Source organism: Undibacterium sp. Tian12W (assembly GCF_049339405.1).
Lineage (GTDB): Bacteria > Pseudomonadota > Gammaproteobacteria > Burkholderiales > Burkholderiaceae_D > Undibacterium.
The window spans coordinates 1-13,185 of record NZ_JBMPPK010000031.1; the positions used below are offsets into that span (position 1 = coordinate 1).

General features: G+C 52.7%; 13 protein-coding genes. 3 read left to right on the forward strand and 10 right to left on the reverse strand.

Annotated elements, in window-relative coordinates:
* Window positions 1–364: 364 nt before the first annotated feature.
* Window positions 365–850: a hypothetical protein gene (locus ACO0LI_RS27785; protein WP_423036795.1), complete on the forward strand. Its 486-nt coding sequence runs from the start codon at window positions 365–367 to the stop codon at window positions 848–850.
* A 73-nt stretch (window positions 851–923) separates the two neighbouring features.
* Here the strand turns inward: ACO0LI_RS27785 and ACO0LI_RS27790 are convergent, their stop codons facing one another.
* From ACO0LI_RS27790 to ACO0LI_RS27820, 7 genes are all read right to left on the reverse strand, one after another.
* Window positions 924–1,163: a VF530 family DNA-binding protein gene (locus tag ACO0LI_RS27790; protein ID WP_423036797.1), complete on the reverse strand. Its 240-nt coding sequence runs from the start codon at window positions 1,161–1,163 to the stop codon at window positions 924–926.
* An 86-nt stretch (window positions 1,164–1,249) separates the two neighbouring features.
* Entirely contained in the window at window positions 1,250–2,008 is a 759-nt protein-coding gene (locus tag ACO0LI_RS27795; RefSeq protein ID WP_423036799.1) for a DUF2182 domain-containing protein, read from the reverse strand.
* A 2-nt stretch (window positions 2,009–2,010) separates the two neighbouring features.
* Window positions 2,011–3,567, reverse strand: a complete 1,557-nt coding sequence (locus tag ACO0LI_RS27800) for a tyrosinase family protein (protein ID WP_423036801.1) — start codon at window positions 3,565–3,567, stop codon at window positions 2,011–2,013.
* Window positions 3,568–3,842: 275 nt separating this feature from the next.
* Window positions 3,843–4,889, reverse strand: a complete 1,047-nt coding sequence (locus ACO0LI_RS27805) for an XdhC family protein (RefSeq protein WP_423036803.1) — start codon at window positions 4,887–4,889, stop codon at window positions 3,843–3,845.
* Window positions 4,890–4,922: 33 nt separating this feature from the next.
* The gene (locus ACO0LI_RS27810) at window positions 4,923–7,169 is read right to left on the reverse strand and encodes a molybdopterin cofactor-binding domain-containing protein (protein WP_423036805.1); all 2,247 of its coding nucleotides are present in this window, start codon (window positions 7,167–7,169) and stop codon (window positions 4,923–4,925) included.
* A gap of 14 nt (window positions 7,170–7,183) precedes the next feature.
* Window positions 7,184–7,642, reverse strand: a complete 459-nt coding sequence (locus tag ACO0LI_RS27815) for a (2Fe-2S)-binding protein (RefSeq protein ID WP_423036807.1) — start codon at window positions 7,640–7,642, stop codon at window positions 7,184–7,186.
* A 37-nt stretch (window positions 7,643–7,679) separates the two neighbouring features.
* Window positions 7,680–8,270, reverse strand: coding sequence for an NAD(P)H-dependent oxidoreductase (locus ACO0LI_RS27820; protein ID WP_423036809.1), 591 nt, complete (start codon window positions 8,268–8,270; stop codon window positions 7,680–7,682).
* A 172-nt stretch (window positions 8,271–8,442) separates the two neighbouring features.
* Between ACO0LI_RS27820 and ACO0LI_RS27825 the strand changes: the two genes are divergently transcribed.
* The gene (locus tag ACO0LI_RS27825; protein WP_423036811.1) at window positions 8,443–9,366 is read left to right on the forward strand and encodes an AraC family transcriptional regulator N-terminal domain-containing protein; all 924 of its coding nucleotides are present in this window, start codon (window positions 8,443–8,445) and stop codon (window positions 9,364–9,366) included.
* A 57-nt stretch (window positions 9,367–9,423) separates the two neighbouring features.
* Here ACO0LI_RS27825 and ACO0LI_RS27830 read toward each other — a convergent pair whose 3' ends face one another.
* A complete protein-coding gene (locus tag ACO0LI_RS27830; RefSeq protein WP_423036813.1) occupies window positions 9,424–10,980 on the reverse strand; it encodes a tetratricopeptide repeat protein in 1,557 nt (518 codons plus the stop codon).
* Between the two features lie 412 nt (window positions 10,981–11,392).
* Between ACO0LI_RS27830 and ACO0LI_RS27835 the strand changes: the two genes are divergently transcribed.
* Window positions 11,393–11,902 carry a Crp/Fnr family transcriptional regulator gene (locus ACO0LI_RS27835; protein ID WP_423036815.1) on the forward strand — a complete coding sequence of 170 codons (510 nt, stop codon included), beginning with the start codon at window positions 11,393–11,395 and terminating at the stop codon, window positions 11,900–11,902.
* A gap of 508 nt (window positions 11,903–12,410) precedes the next feature.
* On the opposite strand, the gene ACO0LI_RS27840 is transcribed toward ACO0LI_RS27835, so the two are convergent.
* Together ACO0LI_RS27840 and ACO0LI_RS27845 are read right to left on the reverse strand one after the other, a co-directional pair.
* Window positions 12,411–12,785 carry a hypothetical protein gene (locus ACO0LI_RS27840; RefSeq protein WP_423036817.1) on the reverse strand — a complete coding sequence of 125 codons (375 nt, stop codon included), beginning with the start codon at window positions 12,783–12,785 and terminating at the stop codon, window positions 12,411–12,413.
* A 140-nt stretch (window positions 12,786–12,925) separates the two neighbouring features.
* Window positions 12,926–13,162: a hypothetical protein gene (locus ACO0LI_RS27845; RefSeq protein WP_423036819.1), complete on the reverse strand. Its 237-nt coding sequence runs from the start codon at window positions 13,160–13,162 to the stop codon at window positions 12,926–12,928.
* Window positions 13,163–13,185 lie beyond the last annotated feature (23 nt).

A 13,185-nucleotide genomic window follows, 5' to 3' on the forward strand; every position in this document is an offset into this window, starting at 1 on the left:
CGCAGGTTTCAAACCTAAGGTACGATCCGGCATCCAGTCACTCGATCTTGATATGCCTACCAAGAACTTGTTGGTAGCTATATTAACGAATAACTACCGAAGGCGTCATAATACAAGGTACGATTAGTGCAACGTAATCGTACGCATGGTCAGCAGTAATTCTCTATGCGGCTTGATTGTCATTCCTGATTTATGATGCCGGATAAAGCTTTAATCATACTCACGTTGAAATAGATAAGTAGTGACCGTGTGGCTTGCTCGTAAGCTTTCGTTGTATACGGCATGACATGCGTACGATTACGTTGCACTAATCGTACCTACGCGCTAAATTCTCTGTATCAGCTAAAACCAATTGAAGGAAAAAATGAAAAGGTCCGCTTTACTCGAAAAGAAATTGGCGGAATTGCATGCGAAATTGAATGCGAAATTCCATAGTGAAGAAAATGAGACTGCTATCGCGTACCTCCTTGGCACTAATATAGATAGTAATTCTTGGAGCCTGAACAACAATATCAGAGGATTGGAGTCAAAGATATTATCCTCAAAAAATATTCTTCTTGAAATTACTATTTATAACGACGCTAATGCAAATAAAGGTGCAATAGAAAGAATTATTCAAGTCTTGAATCTACCAGATTCTGAGCAAATCTCGGTTTCTGTTTATCTTCCAAACGGTGATTACCCTGACTGGTTTTTCATGAATATGAAGCAGTTTACTGGTTTCATTTTCAGATTTTTGAATTGGAGAAAAGCATTTAGTCTTGTGCTCAAGACTAACACTAGTGCTTATGTTTTTCTTCTTCCTGAAGAACGCTTAATGCTTTTCCAGCAGGTAACTGAAGGAACTTGAACTCCAATAAAAACCAGTACTGGAACTGATATTTACAATATCTGGAAAAATAAGGCATCACGACACCAGATCCTCACCCCGGCATCCCCAAATACAATTCCTCCACCCTTGCCCTTGCCCAAGGCGTCTTGCGCAAAAACTTCAAACTGGATTTGATGCTGGGGTCGCTCTTGAAGCAGTTGATGTCTATCATCTGTCCCATTTGCTCCCAGCCATAATAAGCGACGAGTTGTTCGAGGATTTTTTCGAGGGTGATGCCGTTGAGGCTGCGGGGGGCTGGTGTGTTCATGCTGGTGCTCTCGTTGGTGCTCATGTTGGTGCTCATGTCGGTGATCCTGTTCAGATACACGTTGGTTCTTCGGTGATACGGATGATATCACCGGGGCTGAGTGGGTGGTATCAGGCGGGGCGGTACCAGCGCAGGCTGTAGGGCAATTGCCAGGCAGGCAGGCGGCCAGGGGCCTGGCGGTCTATCAGGAGCCAGGCTGAGGTGATCAGCATGAAGGGGAAGTGGGCGGGGCCGGCGGCGGTGGCGGCCAGCATCCAGGCCCAGCAGGTGCCGCCGCACCAGAAGGCGGCTTGCAGGCCGTAGCGCAAGCTGTCGCGGTCGGCCTGCCAGCCAAAGGCGGCGAGGCGGGGGCGGCTGTGGCAGCGGTTCAGGCAGTATTGTTTGGCGGGGCTGATTTGCCATAGCAGGGCAAGTGACAGCAACATGGCAAAGCACCAGCGCATGTCGCCGATGACGAGGCGCAGCAGCAGTGAGGCCAGCATGATGAACGCACCTGCCAGGCTCCATATCAGTAAATAGGCGATGGCAAACAGCAGCAAGGCGCGCAAGCGGCGGCGTGCCAGGCTGCGTTGCCACAGATAAGTCATTTCTTGCGCGAGCAGGGGGGACATCATGGCCAGCAGCATCAGCAGCCAGTTGGCCATCATGGTGGGCCTTGAATTGGTGTGCCAGACAAAGACCAGGCGATCGCCAATATTCGCGAGATAAGCCAGGTCTATGTTGGCGAGGCTGCCGCAGTACTCTGGCACACGCACGCCAAATTGCAGCGCAGCCAAACCCAGCCAGCCCGCCAGGCTGATCAGCAGCAGCGGGCGGGGGCAGCTCAGCAGGGCCGCGCGCAAGATGGCAAACAGCTTGGCAAACAGCATGACTACAGGCTTTCGCGAAACACGCTGACGCGTTCTACCGTGATGTCGTGCTCAGGCTTGACGGTATTGCGTGCCACGAATTGCACTTGCAGGGCATCGCTAAGCTGGCTTTGATCAAGCTGCAGGTTATCGACCAGGCTGGTGATTTCAAACACCTGGGTGATGCCTGCACCACCGTGCGGGCTGTCGGTCTTGCTGGCGTCCGACACACCAAATAATGACAGCACACCGACCTTGTTCTCTGGATGATCGAGCGGGCTTTCACCATTGGGTACATTCACATACACATAGAAGATGGCAGCATCATTTTTGCCGCGTATGTTTTCCAGGTTTAAAAAGACGCGGTCTGGTTCTTTGGGTTTGGCGCTGAACAGTTTAACGCTCTCAAAGCTGTTATTTACCTTGTCTGTGCTGGCTTTATCGAGCGTCACGCTGGTGTGCGAAACGCCGCCTGCCAGTTTGATGCGATTGGGATTGGCCCCCAATAATTCTGTCGCCACCTGGCCTCCTGCAGATTTGATATCCAGAAAATTCACCATAGGCGCATCGCTCAAGAGACGCAAGCCTGTCAGCCTGATTTTTTTGCGCGTGCTGCCACCCAGCGGGTCACTGATGTCCTGGTAGGTGTAGTTTAGCGGCGCTGCCCTGGTGTCGAGCATCTGTGATGCAGTGAAGGTTATACCTTCGCCCACCGGGTCAGGCACGATGAATTTCCGGTCAGCCGGGCCTTTGAGCCAGCTATCCTGATCAGGATCAAGATTTTGCGGATCGCGCTTGCGCCAGACTTCCCACAGGCGGTCTATATTCGCATGGTGCAGCCAGAAGATGGGGTCGAGCGCGGCGGTGGCGGGGATGGACATCAACCCATAGGTCGTGCTGTCTTCTTCATGCGCAGGGTCAGCCAGGCCGCCAACCAGGCCATGCACGGTATTGTGCGGGTCAGATTCGAGATGGCCGTTAACACCCTTGCCATGATTGAATTTGGTGTCTGGCCCGCCAAAGCCGGTATTGCCACCGGTGTTACCACCGATGAAGGCATGGTCTTTCAGGGCATTTAGCGAGACGTCGCCAGGCAGCACGATGAAGTTGCCCTCGCCATCGCCATAGCGGGCTTCGACATACAGATGATTGGGTGAGCCGTCAGGCATGGTTTTTTGCAGAAAGGCCGGTGGCACAGAGCGTGAATCAGGGTCAAAATAATTCCAGTAAGGCAGCGCCCAGTCTGCCGGGCCACCAAGCTCAACCACGGCACTGCGCACGATGGCTTCAAACGATGCGAGGTAGCCACGGTGCCACGGCAAAAAATACCAGCTCTGATGCTGGCACTGGTCCCAGAACCTGGCTTTGTCACTGTCCGAGGGCAAGGCCTCGCCGCTGCTGTAATAGCCATGAGCCGACCAGAGTACTTCATTAAAGCCATGCATGGCCGCCAGAAACCGCCAGCTGGTGCGCGATGCCAGCGGCCTTTCCTGCAGCTTGCCCACTGCTTTTGCATACCAGACCAGCGTATCGTTCCAGTCAGAACCCAGTTTTGATACGTCCTTGCGTTCAAATGTCATACATCCTCCTTGAGATGATCAGGTATGCAAAAATATTGCCACAAAATCTTGCAATATTATTCACTTTTTGTCAATTGTTATCGTCCAATTGTTAATTTGTGACATGAGATTGCCGCAGGGTATGGATGGGCTGGAGAGAAGTCGCAGTGGAGGGGGATCAGGTGGTAGTCAGGACGAATGCAGGCCAGGCAACATCACGCCGCAGCAAGAGTTAGAGCAAGAGTCAGAGCAAGAGTTAGAGCAAGAGTTAGAGCAAGAGATGAGCAGCTACAAACTCAGATGGCGCAGATGGCGCCGTTCATCTCTTGCTGCAGCTGGCTTTCATAGATCGCCTTGCCAAGCACAACAGGCGTGCTGGCTGGCTGTGGTATGCCATTCTTGATCGCGACAATTTCTGCCATGATGGACAGCGCGATTTCTGCCGGGGTCTTGCTGCCTATGTACAGGCCCGCTGGTCCGTGCAGGGTTTGCAGGGTGATTTGCGGGATATCAAAATGGATGTGCAGGCGTTCGCGTCTTTGCTGGCTGTTGCGGCGTGAGCCGATAGCGCCAACGTAGAAAGCATTTGATTGCAGGGCATCGATGAGGGCCAGGTCATCGAGCTTGGGGTCATGGGTGAGGGCGATGACGGCGGTGCGCTTGTCGGGTTGCAGGCGCAGTATCAGGTCGTCCGGCATTTCATGGCTGACGACTACACCCGGCAATTGCCAGCTGGCGCGGTATTCTTCACGCGGGTCGCAGACGATGACGGCAAATCCCAGGCTTAGAGCGAACTGGCACAGGTAACGCGACAGGTCACTGGCACCGATGACGATGATACGAGCCTGTGGGCCGAGGTAAGTGATGAGCCTGTGATCATCCAGCCTTGGCAAGCCATCGTACTGACCAGCTTGTAGGTTAGCATGGCCGGTCTGCAAATCCAGTGTGCGCTCAACGCTGCGGCGCTGCTCGCAAGCGAGCAATAAATCATCAAGGCGGCTATGGGCAGAAACTGGCTCCAGCACCAGCTCTACCGTACCACCGCAGGGCAAGCCAAATCGATGCGCCTGGTCTGCCGAGATGCCATAGCGCAGCACCAGCGGCAGGTTGCCTGCGCAAACGGCCTGCACGCCTTCTTCCCTGATGCGATGGATAAGATCATCTTCTATGCAACCACCCGATACCGAGCCCACGGTTTCACCGCGCCCATTGATCGCCATCAGCGACCCCGGCGGGCGTGGTGAAGAACCCCAGGTGCGTGCCACCGTGACGAGGATAACTGGCAAGCCTTGCGCATGCCAGTTCAGCGCCGTGCGCAAGACCAGGGTATCGAGATTTTCCATGCTTTGACCTTAACTGGGTTGAGCTTAGCTTGTCTATACTTGTTTATAAGGCAGCTCACGCCAGCGCTTGCCACCCGCTCTGGCAACGGCATTGGCAAATGCCGGGGCCAAGGCGGGCAGGCCTGGCTCACCCATGCCGGTAGGTGCATCGGCACTAGGCACGATGTGCACGGCAACCAGCGGCATGTCGGTAATGCGTGGCACGACAAAGTCACCGAAATTGCTTTGCTCGACCACACCATCCTTGAGCGTAATCGCTGCACCTGGCAGACACATCGACAAGCCCATCAGTGCTGCACCCTGTACCTGTGCTTCCACCGTTTTGGGGTTGACCGCCAGATTGCAATGCACGCCAGCCGTGACCTTGTGCAATTTGGGCTGACCATTTTTGATGGACGCTTCAACGACGTAAGCAACAATGGACGAGAAGGATTCATGCACGGCCACCCCATAGGCGCGGCCTGCCGATAATTTCTTTTTGCCATAACCTGATTTTTCAACCGCCAGTTCCAGCGCAGCTTTATGACGTGGATGTTTGTCACCCATCAGTTTCAATCTATAGGCCACCGGGTCTTGTTTGGTGGTCTGTGCAATTTCATCGAGCAGGGTTTCCATCACGAAGGCGGTATGGGTAGAGCCTACACTGCGCCACCACAGGACCGGCACATTGATCTTGGGGTGATGAACAGACAGGCGCATAGGCATCTCATACGGCTCTTTCATACCTTCCACCGCAGTCGCATCGACACCATTCTTGACCATCATGTCTTCAAATGGCGAGCCGCTGAGGATGGACTGGCCGACGATGACATGGTCCCAACCGAGGATATTGCCCTGCGCATCAAAACCGATATCTGCCCTGTGTACATGCATGGGGCGGTAGTAACCACCCTTGACGTCATCTTCACGGCTCCACAGTGTACGCACTGGCGCATCCAGGCCAGCGGCGACTGCTGCCTTGGTGACATGGCAGGCTTCCACCACATAATCGCTGGTAGGAATGGCACGACGGCCAAAGCCGCCACCGGCCATTTGGGTATGCACGGCGATGTTTTCCGGCTTCAGCCCCAGCGCGGCGGATGCCGCAAAACCATCCAGGCCAGGCATTTGCGTGCCCATCCACAATTCTGCCTTGTCGCCTTTGATGGCGACGGTGCAGTTCAAAGGCTCCATCGGGGTATGGGCGAGGTAAGGGAAGCTGAATTCTGCACTCAGTTTATGTGGCGCTGTGGCGATCTTTGATACATCGTCGTTGTACTTCAATGCGCCTTGCTGCTTGGCCAATTCTTTATAGCTGGTCAGTTGTTTCACGCTATCGACTTTTTCTACGCTGCCCAGATCCCATTCCAGCTTCAGCACATCGCGCCCCTGCTTGGCTGGCCAGTAGCCAGTCGCAATAATGGCCACGCCTTCGCCACCACGATCCACCGGCACACGTACCACCGCCTTGACACCCTTGATGGCTTTGGCCGCCGTATCATCGACAGACTTGAGTTTGGCACCAAATACCGGCGGACGCGCGACAACCGCCGTCAACATGCCGGGCAGGTGCATATCAATGCCAAAGTCCTGGGTGCCTGTGGATTTGGCCTTGGCATCAAGGCGACCTGTGGGTTTGCCGATCAGGTTAAAGCTCTTGGGGTCTTTCAACACGACTTTTTCTGGCACTGGCAAACTCATGGCGGCTTCAGCCAGTTCGCCATACGTCAGTTTTTTGCCGCCTGGCCCGACGACCACGCCTTTTTCTGTACGCAGGCCAGAGGGATCGACACCCCATTGTGTCGCCGCAGCCTGCACCAGCATGGCACGGGTGCGCGCACCTAGCTCACGGTACTGGGTATAAGAATGGGCGATGGTATTCGAGCCACCCGTCAAATGCATGCCAAATGCGGGATCGACATAGGCAGGGTGGTTATTGCCGTTGGCATACTTGACCTTGCTCCAGTCGGCATCGAGCTCTTCTGCCAGTATTAGCGGCAGGGCGGTTTGCACACCCTGGCCAAATTCCAGGCGGTTAATCGTCACTGTGACCGTGCCATCCTTGGCAATCTGGACAAAGGCGCCGGGCTGCTCGGTTGGTTTCAAACCGGCGGGTGCCTTGGCGGCAGCGTCCTGGCTTATCGCCAGCATGGGGTAGCAACCCAGGGCAAAGCCGCTGGCAGTTGCCATCTTCAAAAAGCTGCGGCGGCTGAGGCCAGTTGCGCCAGTTGCGGGGCTGGTGGATTGCAACAGGGATTGCAAATGGCGTGGCAGTTCATTCAAACGGGCTTCAAAATGCATGTTGATTCTCCTGATCAGGCCAAGGTGGATGCGGCGTCATGAATGGCAGCGCGGATGCGTACATAGGTACCACAGCGGCAGATATTGCCTGACATGGCACTGTCGATGTCGGCATCGCTGGGCTTCTTCTTGGTTTTGAGCAGGGCAGTGGCACTCATGATCTGGCCGCTTTGACAGTAACCGCATTGGGCAACGTCGTGCTTGATCCAGGCGGCCTGCACGGCCTTGCCAACCTTGTCTTCACCAATGGCTTCGATGGTGGTGATTTTTTGCCCGGCGACAGAAGAGATAGGCGTGATGCAGGAACGTATCGCCTGGCCGTTCAAATGCACGGTGCAGGCACCGCACAGGGCGGCACCGCAGCCAAACTTGGTACCGGTCAGGCCCAGGGTATCGCGCAAGGCCCATAGCACAGGCGTGTCGGGTGCGACATCGACGCTGGTGTTCTTGCCATTAATAGTTGAATTGATCATGAAAACCTCCGGTGTGTGTAAGAGCGTTGGTATTTATTCAGATGACATTCGCCAGATGAGCGCGCAGCCTTGCCATGTCATTGTCAATATCAGGCTGCTTCACCACGTCATGGCAAGAGAAAGCGGGCAAGACATCAACCCCGCAGAATTTGTAATTGGCTGTATTGGCAATAAAGACATCATCTACCGTCTTGCCTTCAAATAAAGATTGTGAGGTGTCGCCAAAGGCTGCTGCAGGTGCATTCCAGGTCAGCGACAACATATACTTCTTGCCTTGCATCTTGCCGCCGCTGCCGTATTGCTTGCTGGGGTCTTCACGCGTGCGGCCATCGCCATTCAGGAAGCCTTGCTGGATCAGGCCTGCCGTGAAAACTTCATCGACATACTTTTTGTATATCCAAGGCGTGCCAAACCAGTACACGGGTGACTGCAAAATGATGAGGTCTGCCCACAAGTGATTCTGCACTTCGGCATTGATGTCATAGCCTTGCTCGATATGGGTTTGCCTGACCTGGTAGTCGCGGTTTTGCAGCTCTGTCTTGATGATGTCGGCCATGCTGAGGTTAAGCTTGCCGCTGGAAATGCCCTCATAAAACTGGTGTGCGTTGATGATCAGTGCATGCTTCATTGACAAGTCCTGGCAGAATTCTTTATTGACGGCCATTGTCTGCCTGATACCTCAAAAAGCGTTTGCCTGATCTGATGCATTTCTTGCCTATTTCGATGAATGCTCAGCAGAAATTGAAAACACTACCCTGGAAATGGTAGGCTACGATAATCAAAAAACGCACAGCCAAATCATGCAGACCCAGCAACAGACAGCAGCAAATCATTCGCCAAGCCCTTCTAATCACTCACTCGCTGAGCTGGTCGGCAATATCCTGCAGGCGGATGGTGATTGCACCACCCAGGTGCCGGGGCTGATCATGGTCAGGCGCAGCAAGGTCACCGACCCCATGCCCTGTTTTTATGGTCTGGGGCTGGGTGTGACCGTGCAAGGCAGCAAGCGCGTGAATCTGGGAGAAGAAGTATTTGATTATGTGCCAGGACAATCCCTGGTCACCTCGGTCGATCTGCCGGTAGTGTCTTATGTGACCGCTGCCAGCAGCGCGCAGCCATTTCTGGGCATGTACCTGATGCTCGATGCCCTGGCCATCACCCAGTGCGCCGCTGGTATGACATTCGCCGCGCCCCTCAAAGCCACGACATCGCTGGCGATGTCCGTTGTGACCATGGAGGAAGGTTTGCTCGATGCCATCACCCGCCTGGTGCGCCTGCTCGATGAACCGCAGCTCGTGCCCATGCTGGCGCCGCTGATACAGCAAGAGATCATCGTCCGTCTGCTCAATGGCGAGCATGGCCCGGTCTTGCGCCATTTGGTCACGGCTGGTTCACCCGGCCAGCAAATTGCCCGCGTCATCGCCTGGCTTAAGCAACATTACACCGAGGATGTTGCCATTGACGAGCTGGCCAGCAAGGCCCACATGAGCGCCTCCACCTTCAGGCTGCACTTCCGTACCGTGGCAGGCATGAGCCCCTTGCAATACCTGAAACACTTGCGCCTGCAAAACGCCCGCCAGATCATGCTCGTCGAAGACATAGACGCCAGCAGCGCCGCCATACGGGTAGGCTATGAAAGCGCTTCCCAGTTCAGCCGTGAATACACACGGCTGTTTGGTGAGCCGCCATTGCGGGATATCAGGCGTATGCGGATGGCGATGTGAGTCTGTAAGAGCTAATTGGCATAGACAGAACAGGCTGGAATGTAATCCTTGGATGGCTTACATATTCTTCTTTTGGAGACGCAGTTCGGGCTGCTTTGCGTCTTCCTTCTGATCTGCATGTCGCAACACTTCTGCAAGCAGATTTCGTTGTCTTACTATTTCTACGTGGTCTTTGCCCAGGATTTTTTCTGCCATGGCAAGCCAGTTTTTTACTAACAATTCAGCGTCAGAGTACTTGGCTTGATTAATATAAATTATGGTGATCCTGAGTATGTTTTCAGTTATTTGCGGATGGTCCGGGCTGTACGTTGTTTCAAAAACCTTGAGTGAACGTATATATAAAGCTTCAGCCTCGCGGTACTTTTTCTGGCTCTGCAAGAAAAAAGCATAGTTGTAAATGCCCTGAGCCGTAGTTGGATGATCCGGGCCTAGTGTCTTTTCTTCGATTGTCATTGAATGCTGATACAGGGGTTCTGCCCCAGCATATTTTTTCTGCATCTTGTAGAGTTCGGCACGCCCTCTCAAAGTTTTCGCCATTTCAAGGCTTTCTGCACGCACTGCCATATCGATGGCAAGCGCTTCGGTAAACAGGGGCTCGGCTTCTGCATATCTTCCTTGCAAGACATGCAGTTTTGCAAGTGCGCCCACAACATCTGATTTGGCGGCCCGACGATCACCAGCGGCATGCTTGACAATTTCCAGTGCACGATTCAAGGAAGACTCCGCTTCATTGTAGGACTCCTGTTTTTCCTGGAGCTTTGCAATGCTGGTCAGGATTTGTGCCACACCAAGATGCTCGCGCCCCAACGTTTGTTCCATGATTGCCAGCGCACGCATCAGTACGGAAGATGCTTCCGCATACTTTGCCTGTAGCAGATAAATGTCGCCCAGATACATAAGGCTGACTGAGACATCACGATTTTCCGGCACAGACATTTGCTCCCTTACGGTCAATGCTCGCTCAAGCAGAGGCGTTGCATGTGCGTATTTTCCTTGTGACTCATAAGATTTTGCAATGTATGTCAAGACTATTGCCAGATCACGCGGATTTGTCGCGAGGTCTTGCTCAAACATAGGTATTGCGCGCTGATAAGCAAAGTCAGCCTCTGCGGTTCTATGCTGGTACAGGTAGTTAGAAGCGAGCCTTTGCAAGGCATTTGCGACATAAAATTGATTCACCGGGGACTGTGTTTCCATGATTGCCAGTGCGCGTTTGAATACGGTCTCTGCTTCCGCATACTTTTTCTGTTTTTGGCAAATCATGCCCATAGAGCCCAGAATGTGTGCCACATTCTTGCTATCTGGCCCATACACTTTTTCATTGATGGCCAGTGCATGTTTGTAATGAAGTTCGGCCTCGGCAAATTGCTGTTGTTTTTCGTAGATGTTAGCAATGAGAACCAGATTGGTTGCCACATTGGGATGTTCTGGATCCAGATCCATGGCAAGTTTCAATGACTGTTGAGCTACTGTGAGAGCCGCTGTATACATGCCCTTTTTTTGAAGAGAACTGGCATCGGCGTATAGCGATTTCCATTCGTCATGCTGCGCGTGTGCAGGAGAAGTGCTTATGGCTGCAAGAGATAATAAAACGATATTCAGGTACTTTTTCATTTTTTTGGGGGATAGAAGCCAGGAAAAGGAACATTCCCTTTCCTTCGCATGGCTGTGACATAGCCATCACTCCGAAAATGGTAATATTGCAATTAAAATTATACCCCACCAGTGCATGCTGAAATCCACGTCTCTTGCTAAATGTCATTGTTTGTCACGTCGCCTGCGAAGAAACGATGCAGAACGTAGCACACACCAATATCCAGTATCAAAGGTATTTATCCATGCAGAGCGCATTCCATCACCAATAAAGAGACATGATGGCAACATCGCGCTGACGCTGTTGCAATTGCCATGATTGCGATAAACTATGACAATACTGGTGAGCCAAACTGGCTAGTTATTAAAAGGTTTCTTGAAAAGCTTTCTTGCGGAATAGTGAGTTAAGCAAAAAATCGGACAGGTGCAAAAAATGAACCCAGATCAAGCTTTGCCAGGTTTCCGCCTCGTTGGCGCAGGCACGACCTTCCAGTCGCGTGATATCTGCGACATGGTCTCTGAATCGCAACTGTTTGCCGACCTGGACTGGAAAGACATCGAGGCCCTGGCGGCCTATCTGCAATGTTATGAAGTCTCTGCAGGCACGACCATTTTCAGGGAAGGTGAAGCCGGTTCCTACATGGGCCTGCTGGTCAAGGGCGAAGTCGGGATACTCAAGACTGATCTTGACGGCACGCCGCACCGCATCGTCTCGGTAGGCCACGGCAAGACCATAGGCGAGATGTCCATCATTGATGGCGAAAAACGCTCCGCCACCTGCCTCGCCTCACAAACCAGTGTCTTGCTCCTGCTGACCAAAGACAATTACCAGCGCATCATCCGCGAAAAGCCAGCGCTGGCAGTACAAATCCTGGCCCGGTTGGCCAAACTGATGAGCCAGCGCCTGCGTAGCGTCAGTGGGCAACTGGTGGAGTTTTTGTGAATGTTGCCTGAACGGCGCGTGCATTAGTTTTTGTGGTGCTTTGAAACGGCGCTCTGCCGGCTTTGCACACAGGCGCCCGCATTTTTAACCACCAGCCTTAACCAACAGCCCCAACATCGTCATGCCGGACTTGATCCGGCATCCAGTGTTTTTAAACCGTGTCACCCAGTTCAAGCGAAGTCGCAAAAGCAGCTTGATACCGGCAGCAAAACACCCTGACTAATGCACAAGCAACGTCACTGGATGCCGGATCAAGTCCGGCATGACGGGTTTGCCTATTTGCATTTAAATCCAGAAATACGTGCTCACAAGCCGCTTTTTGATCTGTTGCTTAGTGCACCGTAACTTCCATCGTCAGCAATTGGCCTCAACACCGTCATGCCGGACTTGATCCGGCATCCAGCGACTTGGCTCTTATATACCTTGGGGTTATACGATGATCCATGCATTGCAATGTACCCTACATCACTATGCCCTGTAGCCTTGCCTGGTTTTACGTGCACTCTGATCAGATTTGCCCACTTTTCTTTGTCGGTATCAAGATAGAGCAGGCGACAAAAATCCACGGCAGCACTGTAAATACCTGCGCGAAAATTACTACATTATCTGCATTCTTACCTAGCAAGAGTTCGCCGATTTCGCAGAATATCACCCAGGGCAAAAAATTTAATGCACCCAGAGCTGGCGCGATGGCCAGCAAAAATGCGCCTAAGGTAGCAGACTTTGTTTTAAAAGCGCGGACTGCAATAGGGACTATCATCAGCACTATGGGCGCCAGGAAAATCAAAGCTCCGTTTACTCCGGCGATTGATGAGAATTGGAATGCCAGCCACCACGAGAAGCAAGCGGCCATGAGAAAAATGATCGTACCAAGAACTTGCATAAAATGTTAATCAGTGAGTAGCTTGCGCTGCAATGTACCTTATGTGCGTAGCACATACGGCAATGTTCATTTGCCACAGAATGCAACACCAGCACAGGGCATATCATAAAGTGCCCAACAAAAAGCATTGTATCTACCCATCACTCCTTACTGATTTTCTTCAACCTCTGCCTCAAAATCGCCCAGACACAATCCTCACCATCAACATTGCCGACTATCGCCCAGCCTGTGCCTATCTTTTCTACGGTGGTGGCGCATTCGAGTTCTGCACCGAGTTTTTTGGCCCAGTTCTCGGCCGCGCTTTTGCCTTTGAAGAGTTCTTTGCCTTCAAAAATCACGGTGGTGTCAAACACGGGGGCGGCGAATACGGTGTTCATGTGCTGGGTTCCTTTAAGGCTGG